The organism is Rhodococcus sp. NPDC019050 (assembly GCF_055664235.1).
On sequence record NZ_JBVOON010000001.1, the window covers coordinates 34,114 to 57,085 of the forward strand.

General features: G+C 68.0%; 20 protein-coding genes. 10 read left to right on the plus strand and 10 right to left on the minus strand.

Features of this window, described 5'->3' with window-relative positions:
- The first annotated feature begins 133 nt into the window (after positions 1 to 133).
- From AC0B44_RS00165 to AC0B44_RS00175, 3 genes are all read left to right on the plus strand, one after another.
- Positions 134 to 1,408 (plus strand): TrpB-like pyridoxal phosphate-dependent enzyme, encoded by a 1,275-nt coding sequence (locus tag AC0B44_RS00165; protein WP_471900924.1) that lies wholly within the window; start codon positions 134 to 136, stop codon positions 1,406 to 1,408.
- 72 nt (positions 1,409 to 1,480) lie between these two features.
- Entirely contained in the window at positions 1,481 to 2,119 is a 639-nt protein-coding gene (locus AC0B44_RS00170; RefSeq protein ID WP_471900925.1) for a phosphoribosyltransferase, read from the plus strand.
- A 174-nt stretch (positions 2,120 to 2,293) separates the two neighbouring features.
- Positions 2,294 to 4,096, plus strand: a complete 1,803-nt coding sequence (locus AC0B44_RS00175) for an AMP-dependent synthetase/ligase (RefSeq protein WP_471900926.1) — start codon at positions 2,294 to 2,296, stop codon at positions 4,094 to 4,096.
- A gap of 63 nt (positions 4,097 to 4,159) precedes the next feature.
- Here AC0B44_RS00175 and AC0B44_RS00180 read toward each other — a convergent pair whose 3' ends face one another.
- The 3 genes from AC0B44_RS00180 to AC0B44_RS00190 are packed head-to-tail and all read right to left on the minus strand — an operon-like array spanning position 4,160 to position 6,713.
- Positions 4,160 to 4,759: an alpha/beta hydrolase gene (locus tag AC0B44_RS00180; RefSeq protein WP_471901346.1), complete on the minus strand. Its 600-nt coding sequence runs from the start codon at positions 4,757 to 4,759 to the stop codon at positions 4,160 to 4,162.
- A 53-nt stretch (positions 4,760 to 4,812) separates the two neighbouring features.
- Complete coding sequence (locus tag AC0B44_RS00185) at positions 4,813 to 6,000, minus strand: amino acid deaminase/aldolase (RefSeq protein ID WP_471900927.1); 1,188 nt, start codon at positions 5,998 to 6,000, stop codon at positions 4,813 to 4,815.
- A gap of 44 nt (positions 6,001 to 6,044) precedes the next feature.
- On the minus strand, positions 6,045 to 6,713 hold the full coding sequence (locus AC0B44_RS00190; protein ID WP_471900928.1) for a TetR/AcrR family transcriptional regulator: 669 nt from the start codon (positions 6,711 to 6,713) through the stop codon (positions 6,045 to 6,047).
- A gap of 75 nt (positions 6,714 to 6,788) precedes the next feature.
- On the opposite strand from AC0B44_RS00190, the gene AC0B44_RS00195 reads away from it, so the two are divergent.
- A complete protein-coding gene (locus tag AC0B44_RS00195; protein ID WP_471900929.1) occupies positions 6,789 to 8,096 on the plus strand; it encodes a D-arabinono-1,4-lactone oxidase in 1,308 nt (435 codons plus the stop codon).
- 15 nt (positions 8,097 to 8,111) lie between these two features.
- Here AC0B44_RS00195 and AC0B44_RS00200 read toward each other — a convergent pair whose 3' ends face one another.
- The 4 genes from AC0B44_RS00200 to AC0B44_RS00215 form a co-directional block, all read right to left on the minus strand.
- A complete protein-coding gene (locus tag AC0B44_RS00200; protein WP_346765156.1) occupies positions 8,112 to 9,089 on the minus strand; it encodes an adenosine deaminase in 978 nt (325 codons plus the stop codon).
- 43 nt (positions 9,090 to 9,132) lie between these two features.
- Positions 9,133 to 9,894, minus strand: coding sequence for a crotonase/enoyl-CoA hydratase family protein (locus AC0B44_RS00205; protein ID WP_471900930.1), 762 nt, complete (start codon positions 9,892 to 9,894; stop codon positions 9,133 to 9,135).
- Positions 9,895 to 10,008: 114 nt separating this feature from the next.
- Positions 10,009 to 11,067, minus strand: a complete 1,059-nt coding sequence (locus tag AC0B44_RS00210; protein ID WP_471900931.1) for a class I adenylate-forming enzyme family protein — start codon at positions 11,065 to 11,067, stop codon at positions 10,009 to 10,011.
- 93 nt (positions 11,068 to 11,160) lie between these two features.
- A complete protein-coding gene (locus tag AC0B44_RS00215) occupies positions 11,161 to 12,672 on the minus strand; it encodes an MFS transporter (protein ID WP_471900932.1) in 1,512 nt (503 codons plus the stop codon).
- Positions 12,673 to 12,710: 38 nt separating this feature from the next.
- Here AC0B44_RS00215 and AC0B44_RS00220 point away from each other — a divergent pair, with 38 nt between their 5' ends.
- A complete protein-coding gene (locus AC0B44_RS00220) occupies positions 12,711 to 13,403 on the plus strand; it encodes a GNAT family N-acetyltransferase (protein WP_471900933.1) in 693 nt (230 codons plus the stop codon).
- Between the two features lie 38 nt (positions 13,404 to 13,441).
- Positions 13,442 to 14,500, plus strand: a complete 1,059-nt coding sequence (locus AC0B44_RS00225) for a glutathione S-transferase family protein (protein ID WP_471900934.1) — start codon at positions 13,442 to 13,444, stop codon at positions 14,498 to 14,500.
- Here AC0B44_RS00225 and AC0B44_RS00230 read toward each other — a convergent pair.
- Together AC0B44_RS00230 and AC0B44_RS00235 are read right to left on the minus strand one after the other, a co-directional pair.
- The gene (locus tag AC0B44_RS00230) at positions 14,482 to 14,868 is read right to left on the minus strand and encodes a VOC family protein (protein WP_471901347.1); all 387 of its coding nucleotides are present in this window, start codon (positions 14,866 to 14,868) and stop codon (positions 14,482 to 14,484) included. The two genes, AC0B44_RS00225 and AC0B44_RS00230, sit on opposite strands and share 19 nt — an antisense overlap.
- Before the next feature lie 97 nt (positions 14,869 to 14,965).
- On the minus strand, positions 14,966 to 15,799 hold the full coding sequence (locus AC0B44_RS00235; protein ID WP_471900935.1) for an AraC family transcriptional regulator: 834 nt from the start codon (positions 15,797 to 15,799) through the stop codon (positions 14,966 to 14,968).
- Between the two features lie 45 nt (positions 15,800 to 15,844).
- Here AC0B44_RS00235 and AC0B44_RS00240 point away from each other — a divergent pair, with 45 nt between their 5' ends.
- Positions 15,845 to 16,534 carry a hypothetical protein gene (locus tag AC0B44_RS00240; RefSeq protein WP_471900936.1) on the plus strand — a complete coding sequence of 230 codons (690 nt, stop codon included), beginning with the start codon at positions 15,845 to 15,847 and terminating at the stop codon, positions 16,532 to 16,534.
- Between the two features lie 46 nt (positions 16,535 to 16,580).
- On the opposite strand, the gene AC0B44_RS00245 is transcribed toward AC0B44_RS00240, so the two are convergent.
- Positions 16,581 to 16,838 carry a hypothetical protein gene (locus tag AC0B44_RS00245; protein ID WP_471900937.1) on the minus strand — a complete coding sequence of 86 codons (258 nt, stop codon included), beginning with the start codon at positions 16,836 to 16,838 and terminating at the stop codon, positions 16,581 to 16,583.
- 61 nt (positions 16,839 to 16,899) lie between these two features.
- Here AC0B44_RS00245 and AC0B44_RS00250 point away from each other — a divergent pair, with 61 nt between their 5' ends.
- From AC0B44_RS00250 to AC0B44_RS00260, 3 genes are read left to right on the plus strand one after another with little or no spacing between them, the layout of a single operon-like run.
- Entirely contained in the window at positions 16,900 to 18,180 is a 1,281-nt protein-coding gene (locus AC0B44_RS00250) for an ABC transporter ATP-binding protein (protein WP_471900938.1), read from the plus strand.
- Positions 18,177 to 18,956, plus strand: coding sequence for an ABC transporter permease (locus tag AC0B44_RS00255; protein WP_471900939.1), 780 nt, complete (start codon positions 18,177 to 18,179; stop codon positions 18,954 to 18,956). The genes AC0B44_RS00250 and AC0B44_RS00255 overlap by 4 nt, the downstream gene beginning before the upstream one ends.
- A 48-nt stretch (positions 18,957 to 19,004) precedes the next feature.
- The gene (locus AC0B44_RS00260) at positions 19,005 to 22,850 is read left to right on the plus strand and encodes an ABC transporter ATP-binding protein (RefSeq protein WP_471900940.1); all 3,846 of its coding nucleotides are present in this window, start codon (positions 19,005 to 19,007) and stop codon (positions 22,848 to 22,850) included.
- Positions 22,851 to 22,972 lie beyond the last annotated feature (122 nt).

The window sequence follows — 22,972 nt, forward strand, 5'->3', positions numbered from 1 at the left end:
GTTTATCGGATCGGGGACCCGGGCCGCGCCATACCCCTGCTATGAGAGTGCTTTCACCTCGTGTCCAGGGCGTGTTCGCTCACACCCACGGGCACACTGATGGCGTTTCACTCCACGACGAGAGGACCCTGCTGTGCCGGACTCCCAGTCCATCCCGACCCACTGGTACAACATCGCCGGAGACCTGGACGTCGCGCCTCCACCGCACCTCCACCCCGGCACCCGGGAACCCGTCACCGCCGACGATCTCGCGCCGCTGTTCGCCAAAGGGCTGATCGAACAGGAGTTGTCCACCGAGACGGACATCGCGATCCCCGAACCCGTCCGCGAGGCATATGCGAGTTACCGCACCACTCCCCTGATCCGTGCGCGCTCGTTCGAGAAGGCGCTCGGCACCCCGGCGCGCATCTACGTCAAGTACGAGGGTGTCAGCCCCGTCGGCAGTCACAAGGTCAACTCGGCACTCGCGCAGGCCTATTACAACTCGCTCGACGGGGTGACCCGCCTCACCACCGAGACGGGCGCCGGGCAGTGGGGGTCGGCCCTCGCGTTCGCGTGCGCGAAGTTCGGTATCGATCTCGAGGTGTGGCAGGTGCGGGCCTCGTACGACGGGAAGCCGTATCGGCGCTTCCTCATCGAAACGTACGGCGGCACAGTGCATGCGAGCCCGTCCGAACTGACCGAGGCAGGACGTGCGGTACTCGCCCGCGATCCCGGGACGCCCGGTTCGCTCGGCATCGCAGTCTCCGAGGCCGTCGAGGTCGCGGTGAAGGACCCGCAGGCCCGCTACACCCTCGGCAGCGTCCTCAATCACGTGGTGCTGCACCAGACTGTGATCGGCCTCGAGGCGGTACAGCAACTCCGCGCCGCAGGCGAGGACAACGCCGACATCGTGTTCGGTTGCGCGGGAGGAGGTTCCAACCTGGCCGGTCTGGCCTTCCCCTTCATCCGCGAGGTTCTCCACGACCGCGCGAAGACGCGCGTCGTCGCCGCCGAACCCACCGCGTGCCCGTCCATCACGCAGGGCACGTACCGGTACGACCACGGCGACATCGCCGGGCTGACGCCGCTGCTGAAGATGCACACCCTCGGGCAGGACTTCATTCCCGATCCGATCCATGCCGGTGGACTCAGGTACCACGGCATGGCGCCGCTGCTCAGCCACACCGTCGAACTCGGATACGTGGAGGGCACGGCGGTCCGCCAGACCGACGCCTTCGCCGCCGCGGTGGAGTTCGCCCGGAACGAGGGCATCGTGCCGGCACCCGAGGCGTCGCATGCGATCGCGGCGGCCGCGGAGTACGCACGGGGACTCACCGAGCCGGAGGTGATCGTGATCGGACTGTCCGGCCACGGACAGCTCGACCTGCCCGCCTACGACGCCTATCTCTCCGGACGTCTCACCTGATCGATACCGCCTCACCTGATCGATACGTTCGGGTGTCGGCCGAAGACGTACCCCTCGGCCCATACTGAGGAGGTGCGGTATGCCTCCCGTGAGGACGCCGGGCGACACCTCGCCCGGGTGGCATCGCACCTGCGCAATGCGCCCCGCCCCCTCGTGCTCGCTCTCCCGCGCGGCGGGATCCCCGTCGCGCGGGAACTCGCCCTCGCCCTGGACGCTCCCCTCGACGTCCTGGTGGTGCGCAAGCTGGGGGTGCCGTGGCATCCCGAACTCGCGATGGGTGCCATCGCGGAGGGCGGTTTCCGGGTGCTCAACGAAGATGTCGTCCGCAGGGGCGGGATCGGGGACGACGCGATCGAAGCGGTCGAGGCGCGGGAGCGCCGCGAACTCGCGCGACGCGCCACATTGCTGCGTGCCGGGGCGGCGCGCATCGAACTGCCGGGCCGCACGGCAGTGATCGTCGACGACGGCATGGCCACCGGCGCGACGGTTGCGGTCGCCTGTGCAGCCGCCCGGGCCGGCGGTGCCGAGAGCGTGATCGTGGCGGTGCCCGTCGCGTCCCCCGAGGCCGCCCGCCGGGTCGCTCCCGTGGCCGACGAGCTGCTCTGCCCGTGGATACCGCGAGACACCGACAGTGTGGGAGCGGCGTACGAAGACTTCCATCAACTCGAGGACGACGAGGCCGTCCGGATCCTTCACGACCGCCGCCTGTGATCTGTACCTCATCCGCCATGTAGGATCGTGGCCATTACCCGGCATTGGGACATGTAGCGCACATCACGCTTATCGGACTGTAAATTATTCGCAAATCGGACACCCGGGTAATGCGAATTCAAATGAACTGTGATGCAATGCACACTGAAAGTTCAAAAAGATGGAGGGGTCACAGTGAGTGAGATTGCCGTGCCGCAGACGTTCTCGATTCCGGAGAACGTCTCGATGGCCGATTCGGTGTTCCGGCACGAGAAGGAGTCCCCGGACTTCGTCGCCTTCGAGCGGCCCGTCGACGGCCAGTGGGTGAAGGTCTCGGCACGAGAGTTCGCCGACCAGGTCCGCAGTGTCGCGAAGGGCCTGATGGCTTCGGGCATCGAACTCGGCGACCGCGTCGCGATCCTGTCGGGGACCCGCTACGAATGGGTTCTGCTCGACTACGCGATCTGGACCGCGGGCGGCGTCACGGTGGCCATCTACGAGACCTCTGCCGCCGACCAGTCCAAGTGGATCCTCGAGGACTCGGCCACGTCGATGCTCGTCGTCGAGAAGGACGAGTACGCCGACGTCGTCCGTGAGGTCGCCGACGCCGCACCCGCACTCCGCGAGATGCTCACGATCGAGCCCGGCTCCGGCGGCAAGAGCGCCGTCGACGAGCTCATCGCCCGTGGCGCCGCGATCACCGACGAGCAGGTCGAGGAACGCCGGGCGCAGGTCGTCGCAGAATCCGGCGCGACCCTGATCTACACCTCGGGCACCACCGGCCGCCCGAAGGGTGTGCTGCTCAAGCATCGTCACCTCTACGCAGAGGCGACAGCCTGCGCCATCGCCCTGCCCGAGAGCATGCAGGCCGGCCGTCGCACGCTGCTCTTCCTGCCGCTCGCGCACGTCTTCGCACGCCTGATCTCCTTCTCGGCCTTCGACAGCCGGGTGACGGTCGCGCACACCTCGGACCTGACCACCCTGCTCGACAAGTTCGCCGAGTTCCAGCCCGACTTCATCCTGTCGGTGCCCCGGGTCTTCGAGAAGGTCTACAACTCCGCGAAGCAGAAGGCCTACGACGGCGGCAAGGGCAAGATCTTCGAGAAGGCCTCCGACGTCGCGATCCAGTACAGCCAGGCGCTCGAGACGGGCGGACCGGGCCTGGGCCTGAAGATCAAGCACGCAGTCTTCGACCGGCTCGTCTACGGCAAGCTGCGTGCTGCCCTCGGCGGCAAGGCCAACATGGCCGTCGCCGGTGGTGCCGCACTCGGCGCTCGCCTCGGACACTTCTTCCGCGGCGTCGGCGTCAACGTGCTCGAGGGTTACGGACTGACCGAGACCACGGGCGGCATCATCATGAACACCCCCGCCGCGCAGAAGGTCGGCAGCGTCGGCAAGCCCTTCGACGGGTGCGCCGCGAAGATCGCCGAAGACGGCGAACTGCTGCTCAAGGGCCCCCAGGTCTTCGAGGGCTACTGGCAGAACGACGAAGCCACCAAGGACGCGATCCGCGAGGGCTGGTTCCACACCGGCGACATCGGAGCGATCGACGAGAACGGCTTCGTCTCGATCACGGGCCGCAAGAAGGAACTCATCGTCACCGCGGGCGGCAAGAACGTCGCTCCGGCGATCCTCGAGGATTCGCTGCGTGCACACCCGCTGATCAGCCAGGTGCTCGTCGTCGGCGACTCGAAGCCGTTCATCGGTGCGCTGATCACGATCGATCAGGAGGCGCTGCCGGGCTGGCTCGAGCGCCACGACCTGCCGGCCGGCACGCCCATCGGCGACCTGATCAAGAACGCAGATCTGATCGCCGAGATCGACACCGCCGTCGCCGAGACCAACAACAAGGTCTCGAAGGCCGAAGCGATCAAGAAGTACCGGATCCTCGATACCGACTTCAGCATCGAGACAGGCGAACTGACGCCCACGCTCAAGCTCAAGCGGAACATCATCCACGAGAAGCACGGCTCGGAGATCGCGTCGATCTACAACTGACCCGACTCGTCCCTGTCACGCACACTGCGCCCCTCGCCCACACGGCGAGGGGCGCAGTTCGTTCTATCCCCGGTGCCCTTGGGACATCTCGAGCACGAACTCGGCGATGTCGCCGGTCACCTGCCCGTGCACCCGCTCGTGGAGTAGGTCGTGCCCCGCGTCGGCATACTCGCGCCATCGCAGCGCGGGCACCGACCCGGCCCACGCCCGTACCGGCTCGACGGGTGAGATCCGGTCGTCGACCCCGTGGACAGCCAGCACCGACAGCCCGGTCGCGGTGAGCACGGCGGCGGTCTCCGGTACGGCGGCACCCTGCGGCGTGCCGCACAGCACGGCCCCATCGAACCGCCGGGCATCGGACCGCACCAACGCGAGCGACGCCACCGCGCCGAGGGAATGCCCCATGAGCACCAGCGGGACTCCGCTCGTCTCGGCGATATCCGTGAGGGCCGCGAGATCCGCTGCGTAGTCCGCGATGCTCCCGGGTTGTCCCGGAGTGCCTTCCGACAAGCCGTGCCCGGCGAGGTCGATCCCCCACATCGCGACACCGTGCGCGGCGAGACCGCGGGCGAACCGGTGGTAGTGCCCGGTGTGCTGACCCATTCCGTGGGCGAAGACCACCCCGGCTCGGGGTGCGGCGACGGGCCGGTGCCGCCAGTGGATCCGGCCCCCGGCGCCCGGGAAGAACGGCGCGGCTCAGACCCCCGCGGCGGGGGTCACCAGCACCGGCCCTCGCCGCGATAGGTCGGTGCTTCCACGCAGGTGTCGCCGTCCACGAGGTACAGCCGGTCGAAACGTTCACACAGTTCACCGGCCTTCGCGTGCCGGAACCAGACCCTGCCGCCGATCGGAACGTCTGCGGCGCCGCGACCGGTGACGGGTGTCTGTACTTCTCCGGCGCCCTCGTTGCGCAGCAACTTCAGTCCGGCCGGCCGCACCGGACGGGGAACTCGCGACGCCGACGCCGGACCGGAAGCGATGTACCCACCGCCGAACAAGGTCGTGATCGCCGCCGAGGGTTTCCGCACGGCGGGCAGGGCGAAGAAGATCGACGGGTGGGCGGTGAAGGCACGGTAGTCGTCGAACAGCGTGGGCATATAGAGACCGGATCCCGCGGTGACCTCGGTGACGACCGGATCGGCGGAACTCACTTCGAGAGAGCCGGTTCCGCCGCTGTTGACGATTTCGAGGTCGCCGGTGACGGACCGTACCGCGTCGACCACGGCACCACGCCGGGTCGCGAGTTCGGACGCGGACGCGCGCTTGACCCAGCGCACCGGCGCGGAAGAGTCAGGGAGACCTGCGATCTGGGCCTCGTAGAACATCACGCCCACTACGGCGAATCCGGCGGCTTCGGCGCTGCGTGCCAGCGCGGCAACCTGGTCCGGGGTACGCAGCGGGGAGCGCCGCACCCCTAGATGCACCCGCCCGACACGTAGAGAGGCGTCCACATCCAGGCACACCCGGACCCGTATATTCGCTGACCCCAATGCATTTCGGATCAAACTCAGGTGATCGACGGAATCGATCATCAGGGTGACGGATTCGAGAGCGGTGGGATGAGCGCCCAATTCGGCGAGTGCGCCGCGATCGACGGTGGGATAGCCCAGCAGGACGTCGCGGGCGCCGAGGTCGACGAGCCACAAGGCCTCGCGCAGGGAATACGCCATGATCCCGCGAAATCCTTCTCCGCCGGTCAGCGTGGTACCGAGGGCCTCTTCCAGGATTGCGCGGCAGCGCACCGACTTGCTCGCGATCCGGACGGGTGTTCCCCCTGCGCGACGAAGCAGATCCTGCGCGTTACCACGCAGGGTCGGCAGGTCGACTGCGGCGAAAGGCGGATCGAGCGCGGCGGTGGCGGCGGAAAGTCGGTCGAGGGCGGCGTCGAGGGCAGCGTGGGGCAAGGCACATCCCATTCGGTTGTCGGTCGGGAACGTCGGGCGGTAGGTCAGGGTCGTTCTGTGGCGTGGGAAGCGATGATCCCCGCCAGGTTGTCGAGTTCGATGATCACCGCGTCGCTGTCCTGATCGACGAGCCAGCGGAGTACCAGTCCGTCGAGCAGCGCCAGCGACAGTCGCGACAGACTGGACACCGGTTCGATCCACTCCGTCCCCGAGCGTTCGGCACACGCCAGCAGGAATCGTCCCGCGTGCTCGTCCATCCGCTGGTATTGCAGCCTTGCGATGTCGCCGCTCGTGACCTGACCGTCCGCGCCGGCCGACTCCGTACCGGGGGCCCGGTGCCGCAACGAGTACGCGGTGATCTCGTAGGTGAGCAACTGGCGCCCGTACCCGAACTCGAGAGCCGGCCACATCGCGGTGAGACCGGCATGGAGCAGTTGCCGCAGTCCGGTCAGCCCTTGCGGGGCGGGGCCGTCGTCGGGAAGGTCGAAGGCGGCGTTCATGGCCTCGCCGAGTTGGTCGATGAGCGTTTCCGCCATGGCCACCACGAGCGCTTCCTTGCTGTCGAAGCAGTAGTGCACCACACCGAGGGAGACACCGGCGTGCTCCGCGACGGCGCGGACGGTCACCGCCCCCACTCCTCCACGCTCGGCCAGCGCGAGCGCCGATTCGACGAGTTGCGCCCGCCGCTCGTCCGCAGGCAACCGGTTCAACATGATTCGATCGTAGAACGCGAGGGCGGTCCGGTGGCACTATTGACCTGGACGGCCGTCCAAGATCATGATGTTTCCATGGCAACGTGGCGCAACTGGGCGCGAACCGAAACGGCGTCTCCTCGGCGATTCGACACCCCGAGCACCGTCGACGAACTCGTCGCCGTGGTCACGGGCGCCTCCCGGCGCGGCGAACGCGTGAAGGCGGTGGGCGCAGGCCATTCGTTCACGGGTGTCGCCGTCACCGACGGCACGCTGGTGTCGCTCGACGCGATGTCCGGAATCGTCTCGGCGGAACCGACTGCCACCGGGGCTCTCGTCACCGTCCACGCGGGCACCCGCCTGCACGACCTGAGTGCGCTGCTGTGGACCATGGGCCTGGCGCTCCCCAACCTCGGCGACATCGACGTCCAGTCGATCGCGGGTGCCGTCTCGACCGGAACCCACGGCACCGGAGCGCAGTTCAGCGGCCTCGCGGCGTCGGTCCGGGCGTTGACCCTGGTGCTCGCAGACGGAAGTGTCGCCGAATGTTCACCCGAGCACGATCCGGCACTGTTCGAAGCGGCACGACTCGGCCTCGGCGCCCTGGGCGTGCTGGCCACCCTCACCCTCGAATGCGTACCGGCGTTCCGTCTACATGCGCACGAAGCACCGTCGTCGTTGCGAGAAACCCTCGCCGACCTCGACTCCTTCCGGGCCGGCGTCGACCACTTCGAGTTCTACTGGTTTCCCCATACCGACGGGGTATTGACCAAACACAACACGAGACTCGAAGGGCCGTCACCGGTCCGGCCGGTCGGCCGGATTCGGGGCCTGGTCGACGACGAACTGCTCTCCAACGGTGTGTTCTCGGCTGTGCAGCAGGTCGGTACCCGCGCACCCGGCCTGATTCCCCCGCTCAACAGGGTGGCGTCGCGCGCCCTGTCCGAACGCACCTACGTCGACCGCAGCTACAGGGTATTCGCGTCCACCCGGCGCGTCCGGTTCCGTGAAATGGAATATGCCGTACCCGTCGAGGCACTCGAGGACGTGATCCGGGAGATCGAATCCTGGCTGCAGGCCGGTGACACGCGGATCGGTTTTCCCGTCGAAGTCCGCTTCGCCGCACCGGACGACGTCTGGTTGTCCACCGCATACGGTCGTGAGACTGCCTACGTCGCCGTGCACCAATATCACCGGCGCGACCACCGCGCGTACTTCGACGCGGTCGAGTCGATCATGCGCGCGGTGGACGGCCGTCCGCACTGGGGAAAGATGCACGGACGCGCCGCCGCCGACCTGCGTGCGGCCTACCCACGATTCGACGATTTCCTGGCTGTCCGCGATCGCGTGGACCCCGCCCGCATGTTCGCCAATCCGTATCTCGACCGAGTGCTCGGCGCATGACCGGCGCCGCCGCGCTCAGGTGAACGCGGCTCGGATCGAATTGCGGGCGAGGAGCTTCCGCTCCTCTTCGGTGAGACCGAGCTCGTCGTGCAAGGCAGCGAACACGTCGTCGACGTAACCGCCGAAGTACGCCGGATCGTCCGAATTGATGGTCACCGCCAGGCCTGCATCGAGCATCCGGTGCAACGGATGCACTGACAGCGACTCGACGACGTGCAACCTCACGTTCGACAACGGGCAGGTGGTGAGCGGGATCTGCTCCTCGACGAGGCGCTCGACGAGAGCAGGGTCTTCCAGCGAACGAATCCCGTGGTCGATGCGTTCGGCCCCGAGCAGATCGAGTGCCTGCCACACGTACTCGGGCGGCCCCTCTTCGCCGGCGTGCACAGTGATGTGCAAACCCTCCGCCCGGGCGCGCGCGAAGACGTCTTCGAAGAGTGACGGCGGGTACCCGACCTCCGCCGAATCGAGGCCGAGCGCGACGATCGGGGCCTGAAGCCGCATCAGCTCGCCGAACATCGCGTGGGCGTCCGGTACCGGATGGTCGCGCACGATCGAGGCGATCATGGCCGCGTCGACACCGAACTCCCGGCGGGACACCGCGACGGCATCGGACAGTCCCTCCACCACGTCCTCGAGCGGGACTCCGCGCACCACATGCGCCTGCGGATCGAAGAAGAACTCGGCGTGGGTGATCCCGGCGCGTGCAGCGCGCGCAAGGTAGCCGCGCGCGAGATCGGAGAAGTCCTCGGCGGTACGGAGAACCTCCATGTTCGCGTAGTACAGATCGAGAAACGACTGCAACCCCGAGAACTCGTGCCCGGACAGAAGGTAGTCGACGTCTCCGTGCGGCAACGTCACGTGGTTGCGTTCGGCCAGTTCGAGCATCAGTTCCGGCTCGAGCGTGCCCTCGATGTGCACGTGCAGTTCGGCCAGTGCATCTTCCGGCGACGCGTGCCGATCCACGTCGCCGAGATCGTCTCTCGATGTCACGGGCGTGTCCTCTCTGTCGGCTCTTCCGGCCCTGCTCAGGGCACTAGCGGCCCTGCCACACGGGTGGCCGCTTTTCCGCGAATGCCGTCGCACCTTCGCGCGCATCTTCGGAGACGAACACGGGAGCGGCCAGCTCCATCTGCTTCGAGAACGCTTCGTCCGCCGCCCAGTCCACCGACTTGGCGATGATCTCCTTGGTCACCGCCACCGCGAGCGGACCGTTCGCGGTGATGCGCTCGGCGAGTGCCAGCGCGCCCTCGAGGGCGCCACCGGGCTCGGTCAGCGTGTTGACGAAACCGAATCCGTGGGCTTCTTCCGCGGTGAAGGAGTCACCGGTCAGGGCCAGTTCCATAGCCTTCTGGTACGGAATGCGCGACGGCAGGCGCAGGAGTCCACCACCGGCCGCCACCAGGCCTCGTTTGACCTCGGGGATACCGAACTTGGCGTTCCGCGCCGCGACCACCAGGTCGGTGGAGAGAACCAGTTCGGTGCCGCCGGCCAGCGCGAAACCCTCGACGGCGGCGATGAGCGGCTTGCGAGGCGGAGCCTCGGTGAAGCCGAGTCCCTTGCCGGGAATCGCTACATTCTCGCCCGCGACGAATGCTTTGAGGTCCATTCCCGCGCAGAAGTTCCCGCCGGCACCGGTCAGCACGCCGACCGACAATCCGGCGTCCTCGTCGAGGATGTCGACCGCGTCGGCAAGGCCCCGGCTGACCGCCGCGTTCACCGCGTTGCGCGCGTCGGGCCGGTTGATGGTGATGACGAGGACTCGGCCACGACGCTCGAGCAGGACTTCGTCGGACATGCAGACATCCTTCTGTTGTGGGGCGCGGACGGTCGCCGCTCGCCCGGCCGGAGATTTCGGTTATCGGGTGTATACCCGACCTCCGCTCGTGTGGCAGTTCCTCGGTCCCACCGGTCAGGCCACTCGCACTGCCACCGGATAGACGAACCCTTCGTCGTCGATGTACACCTGGTCGCCGGTACGGAACCACCCGGCGTCGGAGAACGTCTCGGCCGTCGCCACCGGGTCGTTCCAGTACCGCCTCGCGACGCTGGGGCCGCGGCACAGCAACTCACCGACACCGTCCTCGGCGCCGGGGCCGAGCAGCGCGACTTCGATTCCCCCGAAGGGAACCCCCACGCTGCGCGGATGCTCTTTCCGGCACTCGGTGGGCAACAGCAGTCCGATCCCACCGGTCTCGGCCACACCCCACCCGCGGACGCACTGCGCCGACGGGAAGGACGCGCGCGGATGCCGCCACGGCACCCTGATACCGCGCGATCCCGACGCGACGACCGTGCCGCCGAACGCCAACGTGGGCAGCAACTGCACACTGCATCCCACCGCCGTCGACAGAGGCGCTGTGATGACGGTGCGTGCGCTCTCCCCCGCGAGGTTCATCGCGTGTGCGACGGCTTCGATGGTCGAGAGGACGTTGGTGTTCGTCAGTTCGACGCCGTGCATGCCGCCACCCCACCTGCGCACGTAGTACAGCAGGGCGAGTTCGTCGGGCGAGGCTCCGCCGTCGAGAAATGCGAGACCGTCGGGCAGCGTGTCCTGCAGGCAGAGCACGGCACCGCTGTCGGAGACGATCCAGTCGAGTTCGGTATCGCTGCACGTCGGATCGGGCAGAACGGGAACGGCACCGGCCAGGACGACACCGAGAAAGCCTCTCAGCCACTCGAAGCCGTTGCAGTAGTGCACGACGACACGGTCGGCCGGTCCGACACCTTGGTCGAGCAGACCTCCCGCGACCCTCGCCGCGGCCGTCCACAATTCGCGATACGTTACGGCGCAACCCGAACGATCAATGGCTGCAACGTTGTTCGAGAATCTCAGCGCACTGCGATCGAGAAGTTCTGCCAGGCACGACTCCAGTCCTTCGTACTGCAGGATGCCGCCGGACCGGCGCGTGACACGCTCGTCCCTCAACCATCCGACCCCAGCGGGAATCTCCACCACCGCCAATGACATGCCACCTCCCACGGCTGCGCGTGGTTGCACTATATGGCGTGCGTCACAGTCGGGGGGCACGAACGACAAAGCAGCAGAGAACGCATCCGCGGGTCAGAAAGAAGCACTTTCCGGGGCCGTCGCGCGGGGGGCCTCGCGTCGCCGAATCTGGCTCCGCGGACGTTCGAAAGCCAGCGATGCGACGAGGCCCACCAGCAGAACCGACATCGGCAACCACATCGACTCCGCCATCGCGGTCGCGAACGGCTCGCGCAGGAATAGAGGTAGTTCGAGGGCATCCATTCCGGAAGATCCACCGCTCCCCAACCCGTTTGCCGACAATCGTGCTGCCATCAGCGACCCCAGGGCCGCACTCCCGAGCACGGCTCCGACCTGTCGCGTGGTGTTGTACACGCCGGACCCGGCACCCGCGAGGTCCGGCGGGAGGTGGTTGGTGGCCGTCGCGGACAACGGCGACCAGATCGCGGAACTCGCGATACCCATCAGCCCGATGGGCAGAAGCAACTGGAGAGTGGAGGCCTCGGGAGTCATGACCAGGGACAACCAGGCGAAGGCGACGGCCAGGAGCAAGAACCCACCGGACGCGATCACTCTCGGATGCACCCGGTCGACGAGGCGGCCCACGCCCGGTGCGAGCACCCCACTGAGCACCGCCATCGGAATCATGAGCACCGCTGCGCCGGTCGGGCTCAGCCCCCGCACCGCCTGCGCATAGAACATGAACGGCAACATCACGGACGTGATCGCGAACCCGATCGAGGCGATCCCGACGTTGGCGAGACAGAAGTTCCGGTCCCGGAACAGGACCAGCGGCACGAGCGGCTCACCGCGGGTGACCGCCTGATATCGGACGAACACCACCAGCAACGCGACGCCTGCACCGATCAGCCACCACACCCTCGCGGACCAGTCGTACGAGTTGGCTTCCTGGATACCGAACACCAGACAGAACAAGCCCAGCCCGCTCAGGACCACGCCCGCGATGTCGAGCCTGTGCGCATGCGTGGGCAGGACGGGGACATACCGGAGGGCGAGCAGGAATGCCACGACGCCGACGGGCACGTTCACGAAGAAGATCCATTCCCAGCCGAGGGAATCCACCAGAACACCACCGGCGAGCGGGCCGGCGAGCGTCGCGATGCCCGCCACCGCACCCCACAGCCCCATCGCGCTGCCGCGCCGGTCCGGCGGAAAGATTCTCGTGATCACGGCCATCGTCTGCGGCGACATCATCGCCGCGCCGAACCCTTGGAACACCCGCGCCACGATGAGCATCTCCACCGTCGACGACATTCCGCACCACAGCGACGCGGCGGTGAAGACCACCAGCCCGCCGAGGTACATCCGCCGGGGTCCGAGCTGATCACCGAGGCGACCGGTGACGAGCAACGGCACCGCATATGCGAGCAGGTAGGCGCTGGTGACCCACACGACGCTGTCGATGTCGGTCTCGAACGCGTGCATGATCGCCGGGTTCGCGACAGCGACGATGGTGCTGTCGACGAGGATCATGAAGAACCCCAGACACAACGCGGCCAGCGCCGCCCACTGCCCTCCGGTCTCCCCCGACCGTGGCGCCTCGGCTCGCTCGGTAACACCACTCACGAAAACCCCTCCGCTCCTCGAAGGACTACGGTAGCCCGGTGGACCCGCATCTCTCGAGCATCGCGACATTGGCCTGGTGCCGGGTACTCGGACTCGCCGACGACGCACTCACGACCCCGGGTTCGGTACTGCGCGTGGACCCCACGACCCGGACCCTGCGCATCCTGCGCGTGGGCGACGCCGTCGCTGTGGTGGGCCCGGAGTCCGCGGTGTCGGCGATCGAAGACCTTCCACCCGAACGCATCGACGAAACATCGGTGGGCGCCGCGACCGGCGGGCACGCGGTGCGTATCGAGAAGCTCGGGCTGTGTGCCGACTGGGTGGACGCGACCCGCGTGCGTGATCCGCTGATCTCCCACAGCACCGAAGACCTCGCCGAACTGCTGCGGCACTGTCCGCCCGACGACGTCACGGAAACCGACCTGTCGCTCGCGCGCCCGGCCCGCTCGTTCGTTCTGCTGGACCCCGATCATCGACCCCTGGCCGGAGCCGGCTACCGCGAGCTGCATTCGCTGCTCGCCGATGTCCGCGTGATCTCCACACCGGAGAACCGCAGACTCGGCCTCGCCGCCACGGTGGCAACTCTTGCGACACACGACGCGCTCGACGCGGGTCTGATCCCCATGTCGCGCGTGCGCCGCGACAATCTCGCCGCGCGCGGGCTCGCGGCGGTGTCGGGGTACACCGAATGGGGAACACAGATGACCGTGCGACTCCCCGCCTGCCCGTGAACCCGGCGCCGGCCCGAAATCGAAGTGAAGGTACGCCCGTGACCGACCGACGCGAACACGAGAACAAGACCGGCGGCACCTACGTCGAGCCCGGTTCCGGCTTCACGCGTGACACCCGGTACATCGACACCCGCATCACCGCCGACGGCCGCGACGGCTACCCCGTCGAGGCCGGACGCTATCGGCTCGTCGCGGCGCGCGCATGCCCGTGGGCGAACCGCGCCATGATCGTCCGGCGGCTCCTGGGGCTCGAAGACGCACTGTCGCTCGGGTTGTGCGGCCCCACCCACGACGAGCGCAGCTGGACCTTCGATCTCGATCCGGGCGGCGTCGACCCGGTACTGGGCATTCCGCGTCTGCAGGACGCGTACTTCGCCCGGTTTCCCGGATACGACCGGGGCATCACCGTTCCCGCGATCGTCGACATCCCGACCGGCGCAGTCGTCACCAACGACTACGCGCAGATGACACTGGACTTCTCGACGGAGTGGACGCGGTATCACCGCGAGGGAGCGCCCGACCTGTATCCGGAGAAATTGCGCGGCGAGATCGACGAAGTTGCAGACGCCGTGTACCGCGACGTGAACAACGGTGTGTACCGATGCGGGTTCGCGGGGTCGCAGGCGTCGTACGACCAGTCGTTCGACAGATTGTTCGCGCGCCTCGATCAACTCGAGGAGCGGTTGGGCACCCGCCGCTACCTGGTGGGCGACTCGATCACCGAGGCCGACGTCAGGCTGTTCACCACGCTCGTTCGCTTCGACCCGGTGTATCACGGGCATTTCAAATGCAACCGCAATCCGCTCACGGCGTTCCCGGCGCTGTGGGGTTTCGCCCGGGACCTGTTCCAGACGCCCGGTTTCGGTGACACCGTCGACTTCGTGCAGATCAAGCAGCACTACTACCTGGTGCACACCGACGTGAATCCCACCCGGATCGTGCCGAAGGGACCCGACCTGTCGAACTGGTCGAGTCCCCACGGCAGGGAAGCGCTGGGCGGAAGGCCCTTCGGCGACGGCACTCCTCCGCCGCCGCCGCGTGCGGCCGAGAGGGTACCTCCCGGCCACACGCCGCTCCGTTACTCGGCGGAACCGTGACCCCGGTAGGTGCCGATGCTGAAGAACACCCCGTGCGGGTCGCGGCAGGTGAACCCGTGCGACCCGTAGTCCTCGTCGCGTAGTTCGATGGTGACGGTCGCGTCCGAGGCCACCACCTTGCGATGGAGATCGTCGGCGACGGAGTCCTCCGGTACGACGAGGTACACCGAACCGACGTCGGGGTGTGCGCTCAGCGGGCTGTCCGGTTTGCCGGACCCGAGCATGAGTCCGCCGCCGTACGGCCATGCCAGTTCGGCGTGGTCGACGCGTTCGCCCTCCCCGTACACGGCGCTCTCGGTGAATCCGAGGGTGTCGACGAGGAATCGGATCGCGGCGCGCGCGTCGCTGTAGATCAGGCAGGGCCACACTCCGGGGGCGTTTCCGAGGGAGGCACTGCCGGTGGTTGTCGGATTTGCTGTGGTCTGCGATGTGTTCGTCATGGCACCGAGTCTCCGCGTGCCGGGCTCACTCGTCTTGGACAATTGGGAACAGTTCTTCAGCCATCCACACGGACGGGGGCACACCCGCGAGGGCGCGCCAGTCCCGGGCCAGATGCGCCTGGTCGTAGTAGCCGCACACGGCTGCGACGTCCGAAAGGCGGTGCGATCCTGCGGTACGCAACAGGGTTCGCGAGCGGTGGAAACGCGCGACCCGCGCGACCTCTTTCGGCGCGAGGCCGAATTCCGCGACGAACCGTCCCGTGAGATGTCTTCGGCTCCAGCCGATTTCGTCGGCCACCGCCCGCACCGGGCGTCCGGGATCGGACACCAGCATCCGCCACGCCTGCGAGAGTGAGCCCTCTATTTCCGTGTCGCCGCTCGCCGCGAGCCGTCGGGCGAGGACGCGATCGAGAATCGCGAATCTCTCCGGCCACGTGGGCGCACCGGACAGAGAGTCGTTCAATTCCCGATAGTCAACCCCCAGCACGTCCTCGAGATCGACAGCCCACGATCCCAGTGCGGCGGCGGGTACGCCGAGCAGCGCGCGGGCGCCCGAGGGCGTGAGCGACAACTGGATCCCGTGCTGGAAACCGGTGTGCGCGATGATCACCGGCACGGACGACAAACCACTCGCGAGTGCATCGAAGGTGGCGGGCGGTCCGGCGTCGGGAAGCAGGTTGATCGGCTCGCCAAACGTGATAATTACCGTAACTTCCGGTGACGGCATACCGCGATGGATTCCGGGTGGGAAGCCCGAGAGCCGATATCCTTCGTACCAACGCACAAACGGTCTCAGCAGCGGCGCGGGCCGCTGCCGAGCACCTTGGGAAACCCCGACTGCTCCAGATGAGCCGGTCACCCGACAAGCGTAACCAGCTCCCGCGGGAAAGAGGACAGAAGCCGAATGAAGGACACCACGGGACCCGTCGAGAAGATGCTCGTGCCGTTGCTCGACAACGGCAGCAGGCTGCAGGGACCCGCAGTTGCGAAATACGTCGATCTCCTGCGTCGTGCGCACCCGGACGAATCCCCCGCGCAGATCATCACTCGTCTCGAGAAGCAGTTCCTGCTCGGCGTCACGGGCAGCGGATCCGCGGTGGGCGCGACCGCCGCGTTCCCCGGCGTGGGCACCGTCGCGGCGATCGGCGCAGTGGGCGCGGAGACGATGTTCTTCCTCGAAGCGTCGGCGCTGCTGACCTTGGCGATCGCTGCCGTACACGGCATCGAGCCCCACGATCACGACCAGCGACGGGCACTGGTGCTGTCCGTCGCGCTCGGCGACACCGGCAAGGAGATCGTCGCCGCAGCCACCGGCACCTCCATGAAGAACTGGCCGAAGGCACTGACCGGCCAGCTCGACAACAAGCAGTTGAAGGTCGTGAACAACTCGCTCGTGAAGGGGTTCGTTCGCAAGTACCTGGCCAAACGGAGCGCACTGGTGCTGGGCAAACTGGTCCCCGCCGGAATCGGTGCGGCGATCGGTGGCGCGGGCAACCGCGCTATCGGCAAACGCACCATCGCGAACGCGCGGGACGCCTTCGGCCCGCCGCCCGCGACGTGGAGCGAACTCCGGACAGTGCCCCCCGTGGTCTGACGGTCGATGTTCCGACGGTGAACGGAAGCGCGGGATACGGCCGGGATCAGCTGCGCACGAGAGATACCGAAACCTCGCTGAACCCGCCGGCCGGATAGGTGGCGTAGACCGACCGGGTGCCCTCGGCCGCGGTCAGCGAAATCGTGGCAGCGAGCAGTTCCTCGACGAGCACGGTCAGTTCGAGTCGCGCGAGCGGTGCCCCGGGACACGCATGGACGGCACGTTTCCGTTCACCCGTACGAATATCGCCGGTCTGCCGAGCGATGAACGATGTGGACGTCCTGAGCGGTCGCGGGTCCTGCACGTAAGCTCACGAAGGCTCGTGGCGCCGTGCCGCGGAGTCGCGACGAAGGGGGTTCCCACCAGTGACAACACCGTCAGCGCAGACGCCGTACGGCGGGGCCGAATACGGTGGGCAGCCGCCCACGCGGCCCGCGGGAATCGTCGTGCAGGGGCTGACCAAGATGTTCGGGAACCACCCCGCGGTGACCGACCTGAGTTTCACGGTGTCGCCCGGGTCGATCACAGGCTTCCTCGGTCCCAACGGTTCCGGTAAGACGACCACGCTGGGAATGCTCCTCGGTCTCATCCGTCCGACCTCCGGCGGCGCCTACGTCGACGGTGTGCGGTTCACCGACCTCGAGCACCCCGCACAAGTTGTGGGTGCGGTGCTCGAGGCACGCAGCGCGCATCCGAAGCACACGGCGCTGACACACCTTCGTGTGTACTGCGCGGCGATCGGGGTTCCGGATGCTCGCGCCACCCAGATGCTCGACCTCGTCGGGCTGACACCCGCCGCGAAGCGTCGGATCGGCGAATTCTCGTTGGGTATGCGGCAGCGTCTCGCGCTCGCGACCGCCCTGCTGGGCCAACCGCGGTACCTGGTACTCGACGAACCGGCCAACGGTCTCGACCCCGAAGGCATGGCGTGGCTGCGCGACTTCCTCGTCGCCTACGCCCGCAACGGCGGGACCGTCCTGATCTCGAGCCACATCCTGCGCGAGGTCGAGCAGATGGCCGATCACCTGGTCATCATCAGCAACGGAACACTCGTGGCCGCGAACAGCATGGACGACCTCCGCGCGGCGTACCGGCCGCGGGTGCTGGTTGCAGCGTCGGACCCGGCCCGCCTCGCCACGGCCCTCGCCGCGGCGGGACACACCGACGCGCAGGTGCAGCCCGACGGTCGTCTGGCGGTCGTGGGGGCGAATGCGGAACAGATCACCGCGATCGCCGCGGACAGCGGCGTCACGCTCTTCGGTACGACTGTCGAGAGTGTCGACCTCGAGCAGGTGTACCTGTCGATGACGGCTGGTCGTTACGCGGCGACGCCACCGGGTCCCGGTGGTCCGTGGAGCGGTCCCGGCTGGGGGCCGGGCGGGCAACCACCCGGGCAGTATCCGTCGCAGCCCCAGTATCCGTCCCAGCCGTACTCCGGCCCCCAGCAGTACCCCGGACAGCAATACCCCGGACCCCAGCACCCCGGGCCGCAACAGCAGCAACACCCCCAGCAGCCCTACTACGGTCCCCCGCAGCAGTACGGCCCACCACAGCAGTACGGCCCACCGCAGCAGTACGGGCCGCCTCAGCAGTACTACGGCCCACAGCAGCAACAGCCGACCGGATCCGAAGGACCCTCCGCATGACCGCGCTCCTGACCGCCGAGTTCCGCAAAGTGCTGAGCCTGCGCTACTGGTGGATCCTCGGCATCGCGCCGCTGCTCGTCGGACTGTTCTGCGGTGCCCTGACGTTGCCGGTGATGCGCCAACTCGAGGACGTCGTCGGCGAGGACTTCGCGGAAGCCGCCGCGGCCGCGGTCGGAATCTCGCTGGCGCTGGCCCTGGTGTTCCTGTTCTCCGCGTTGTTCGGCGTCGTCAACACCGGCAGCGAGTTCCAGCACCGCACCGTGATCACGACGCTTCTTACTACGCGGGGACGCGACCGGATACTGGCGACGAAACTGGCGGTCGCCACGATCTTCGGTCTGGCGTACTGCCTCATCGCAGAGGTCGTCTCCGCGCTGACCATCTTGATGTTCGGCGGCGGGTTCAGCGGCGCCGACTTCGGAACCGTCGGTGCGGTACTCGGCACCGGCCTGCTCTGCGCCGCACTGTGGGCGCTGATCGGCGCGGGCCTCGGACTGCTGACCGGCTCGATGACTGGAAGCGTCCTCGCGATCTGCGCATGGATCCCGTTCGGTGAACTCATCGTGTCCCTGGTCCTGCACGGGATCGGATTGGGCGCCATCGCGCAGTACCTGCCCGGACAGGTCACCTGGTACACGCTGTTCTCGGTGGTCGAGATGCCGGACGACGTCGAAATGGCCGTACGGTGGCCGCTCGCGCCGCTGGTGCTGATCTTCTGGACCGTGCTGTTCTGCGGGCTCGGCTGGTGGCGGACCCGTACCCGCGACTTCGTCTGACCCCCTGCGCGACCACCGGTGTCACCGGGCGGCGATAGTGTCGATCGAATGGCACACGTCACCGCATCGGAGTCACCTGCGGCGGGCTGGATTCGCCGGCTCGGCGGCGAAGCGCTGCGCCACCGCAAAGAAGCCTTCGGTGCGCTTGCGGTCACCGTCGTCGCGGCCCTGATCGACATCGCGTTCCCACTGCTGACGAAGGTCGCGCTCGATACCGCGACCGGGGAGGGCGACGTCGCCCCGGACGACACGCGGCTGATCGGTCTCGCCGCGGCCGCGATCGCCGTCGGCGCCGTCGTCCGGTTCGGATGTCAGTACGGCCGGCGGATGATGGCCGGAAGGCTGTCGCTCAACGTTCAGCACGATCTGCGGCTGCGCCTGCTCGGATCGTTGCAGCGGCTCGACGGGCACGGCCAGGACCGGATCCGAACCGGTCAAGTCGTCTCGCGCTCGATCACCGACCTGCAACTCGTCCAGGGACTCCTCGCGCTCGTGCCGATGTCTGCGGGTGCGCTGCTGCAGTTCGTCCTCACGATCGTGATCATGACCGTGCTGTCCCCGTTGCTGACGCTCGTCGCGGTGGTGACGGTGCCGATCATCGTCGCGGTCGTGCGCGTCGTGCGCCCCAAACTGTTCGCGGCCACCTGGTCGGCGCAACAGCGGGCGGCCGACCTCGCTCAGCACGTCGAGGAAACCGTCACCGGCGTCCGGGTGGTCAAAGGATTCGGCCAGGAGAGCCGCGCGGTCGACCAACTCGAGAGCCACGGGCGCCGCCTGTATTCCGAGCGGCTGCGGGCGGCGCGCGTGAACTCCCGGTTCGCCGCGCCGATGGGAGCGATCCCCCAGCTCGGACTGGTCGCGACCATCGCGCTCGGCGGATGGCTGGCGCTCGAGGGCACCGTCACCGTGGGCACGTTCGTGGCGTTCACCGCCTATGTCGCCACGATGACCGGGACCACGCGAACCCTCGCGCAGGTGGTGATCATGGCGCAACTGTCCCGCGCCGCGGTCGAGCGCGTCTACGAGGTGATCGACACGGAGCCCGACGTGGCAGATCCTCCGCACCCGGCGCCACTGCCCGACGGACCGCTGGGACTCGCCTTCCGCCATGTCACCTTCGGATTCGAACCGGGCCGCGATGTGCTCCGCGGCGTCGACCTCGAACTCTCCCCCGGTGAAACCGTCGCGGTGGTCGGGCCGGCCGGGTCCGGAAAGACGGCCATGTCGCTGCTCGTGCCGCGTTTCTACACACCTCACACCGGATCGGTGTGCCTGACGTCCGACGGCGTCGACTACGACGTCGCATCCCTGTGCGCCACGCAGTTGCGCGCGGCGGTGAGCCCGGTCTTCGACGAGCCGTTCCTGTTCTCCGACACCGTCGCGTCCAACATCGCACTGGGCCGCCCCGACGCCACCGACGCGGAGATCCGCGCGGCCGCGGTCGCGGCCCGGGCCGACGAATTCATCGAGGCGCTGCCCGACGGTCACGACACGGTCGTCGGGGAACGGGGCCTGACCTTGTCGGGCGGACAACGTCAGCGGGTCGCGCTCGCGCGGGCCCTGCTCGTCGACCCGCGGGTGCTCATCCTCGACGACGCGACGTCGGCGGTGGACGCCGAGACCGAAGGTGCCATCTACGCGGCGCTGCGGGCACAACCACAGCGCACCACGCTCGTGCTCGCCCACCGGCGGTCCACGCTGGCGCTCGCCGACCGCGTCGCGGTTCTCGACGGCGGCCGGATCGTGGACGTCGGCACCGCGGAGGAACTCGACGCGCGCAGTCCCGTCTTCCGTCGTCTGCTGTCGGGTAACGATGTGCTCGAGGAAGACCGGCCCGACGAGCCCGAGTCCCTCGACGGTCACGTGCTCTGGCCCGCCGACTTCGAGTCGGAGGGCGAGGGCGGCGGTGCGCGCACCGCCGGATCGCCCCCTGCTGCCCCGCGCGGACCCGGTGGCGGCGGCCCGGCAAGCGGGGCGCTCGGTGCGGTCGCACCGACTCCGGAATTGCGGAAGGCGGTGGCCGCGCTGCCACCGGCCACCGAGACGCCCGGCGATGCACCGGCGTTGCAGTCCGCCGCGCTCCGCCGTCCCGATCCCGAATTCCGCCTGTGGACCACGCTGCAACCGGTGCGGTTGCTACTCGCCGCCGTGGCCCTGTGCCTGACGGTCGAATCGCTCGTCGGCATCGCGTTCCCGTCGATCGTCCGGTTCGCCGTCGACCGCGGCGTGACCCCCGGCAACACCGGTGCGCTGTGGGAGGCCGCGGCCGCGGGCGTCGCCCTGGCCCTCGTGGGCTGGGCCGCGGTCGCGGTCTTGACGGTCCTCACGGCCCGCGCCGGTGAACGGGTCCTGTTCGGCCTGCGCGTCCGCAGCTATGCGCATCTGCAGCGCCTCGGCCTCGACTACTACGAACGGGAACTGTCGGGCCGGATCATGACCCGGATGACGACGGACGTGGACGCACTGTCGCAATTCATCCAGACGGGGTTGTCGACCGCGGTGGTCAGTGTGCTGACGTTGACGGGCATCTCCGTCGCGCTGATCGCGACCGACCAGTCGCTGGCACTGGTGGTCCTGGCTGCGATTCCGATCCTCGTCGCGGTGACGTTCTGGTTCAGGTCGGTCTCGCGTGATGCCTACGCCCAGTCGCGCGAGCGCATCTCCCAGGTCAACGCGATGTTCCAGGAGAACGTGACCGGTCTGCGCGCCGCGCAGGCGTATCGCCGCGAGGAGAACGCCGCCCGGTTGTTCGCCGAGCGTGCCGACTCGTACCGTCGCAGCCGCATGCGGTCGCAGCGCGCGATCTCGCTGTACTTCCCGTTCATCTCCCTGTTGTCCGACCTGGCGCTGGCGGCGGTCGTGTTCGTGGGCGCACGGGAAGTCGCGTCGGGTTCGGCCACCCCGGGTGTGCTCATTGCCTTCGTCCTCTACCTGAACCTGCTGTTCGCGCCCATCCAGCAGTTGTCCCAGGTCTTCGACGGCTACCAGCAGGCCCGCGTCGGTCTGCGCCGGATCGGCGATCTCCTGCGCACCGAGAGTTCCCTCGAAACCGGACCGACCGGCGACATCCCCGTCCCGGGTCGTCTGCGCGGCGACGTGAATCTTCGCGAGGTCGGGTTCCGGTACAGCGGTGCGGACAGCGACGCGCTCACCGATGTCGATCTGGAGATCCCCGCCGGTGCGACCGTCGCCCTGGTCGGCCGCACCGGTGCGGGGAAGTCGACGGTGGTCAAACTGCTGGCACGGTTCTACGACCCGACCTCGGGGTCGGTGCGCGTGGACGGCACGGATCTGCGGCGATACCGCCTTCCGGAGTATCGCGCGAGGCTGGGTGTCGTCCCGCAGGAGGCGCACCTGTTCACGGGGACCGTCGCGAGCAACATCGGGTACGGCCGTCCCGACTCGAGCCGGGAACGCATCGAGGACGCAGCGCGGGCGGTGGGTGCGCTGGACATGATCGCCGGCCTCAGCGGCGGCATGCACCATCCCGTCGGCGAGCGCGGCCAAGGCCTGTCCGCAGGGCAACGACAGCTCATCGCACTCGCACGCGCCGAACTGGTCGATCCCGACCTGCTGTTGCTCGACGAGGCGACCGCCACGCTGGACCCCGCGACCGAGCGCGCTGTGCTCGAAGCCGGCGCGACGGTGACGCGATCGCGGACCGCGGTGATCGTCGCGCACCGTCTGGCGACCGCTGCGCGCGCCGACCTGATCGTGGTCGTGGACGGCGGAAGGATCGTCGAAACGGGCCACCACGAGACGCTGCGACGCGCCGGCGGTCTGTACACCACATTGTGGCAACTGGCCAGCGGAGCACTCGTCCCGGACAATGCGGAGGACGCACTGCCGGAACCTGCCGCCGCACGAATCACACGTCAGTCCTCGCATTTGTAACGGGGTCCGTGCTGCAGCGATGCACGATTGAGGGAATAATCGGCGGTCGAGAACCGTCGTCGATGGTGACCCCGTCGACTCAAACTGTGAGGTGGCTCTCGGGTATGGATGATCAGTTCGGA

Excerpts from the sequence above, each read along its gene's own strand:
- AC0B44_RS00240 (WP_471900936.1), top strand. The coding sequence starts at position 15,845 with ATGAAGGACACCACGGGACCCGTCGAGAAGATGCTCGTGCCGTTGCTC.
- AC0B44_RS00195 (WP_471900929.1), top strand. The coding sequence starts at position 6,789 with ATGGCAACGTGGCGCAACTGGGCGCGAACCGAAACGGCGTCTCCTCGG.
- AC0B44_RS00255 (WP_471900939.1), top strand. The coding sequence starts at position 18,177 with ATGACCGCGCTCCTGACCGCCGAGTTCCGCAAAGTGCTGAGCCTGCGC.
- AC0B44_RS00210 (WP_471900931.1), bottom strand. The coding sequence starts at position 11,067 with ATGTCATTGGCGGTGGTGGAGATTCCCGCTGGGGTCGGATGGTTGAGG.
- AC0B44_RS00260 (WP_471900940.1), top strand. The coding sequence starts at position 19,005 with ATGGCACACGTCACCGCATCGGAGTCACCTGCGGCGGGCTGGATTCGC.
- AC0B44_RS00205 (WP_471900930.1), bottom strand. The coding sequence starts at position 9,894 with ATGTCCGACGAAGTCCTGCTCGAGCGTCGTGGCCGAGTCCTCGTCATC.
- AC0B44_RS00190 (WP_471900928.1), bottom strand. The coding sequence starts at position 6,713 with ATGTTGAACCGGTTGCCTGCGGACGAGCGGCGGGCGCAACTCGTCGAA.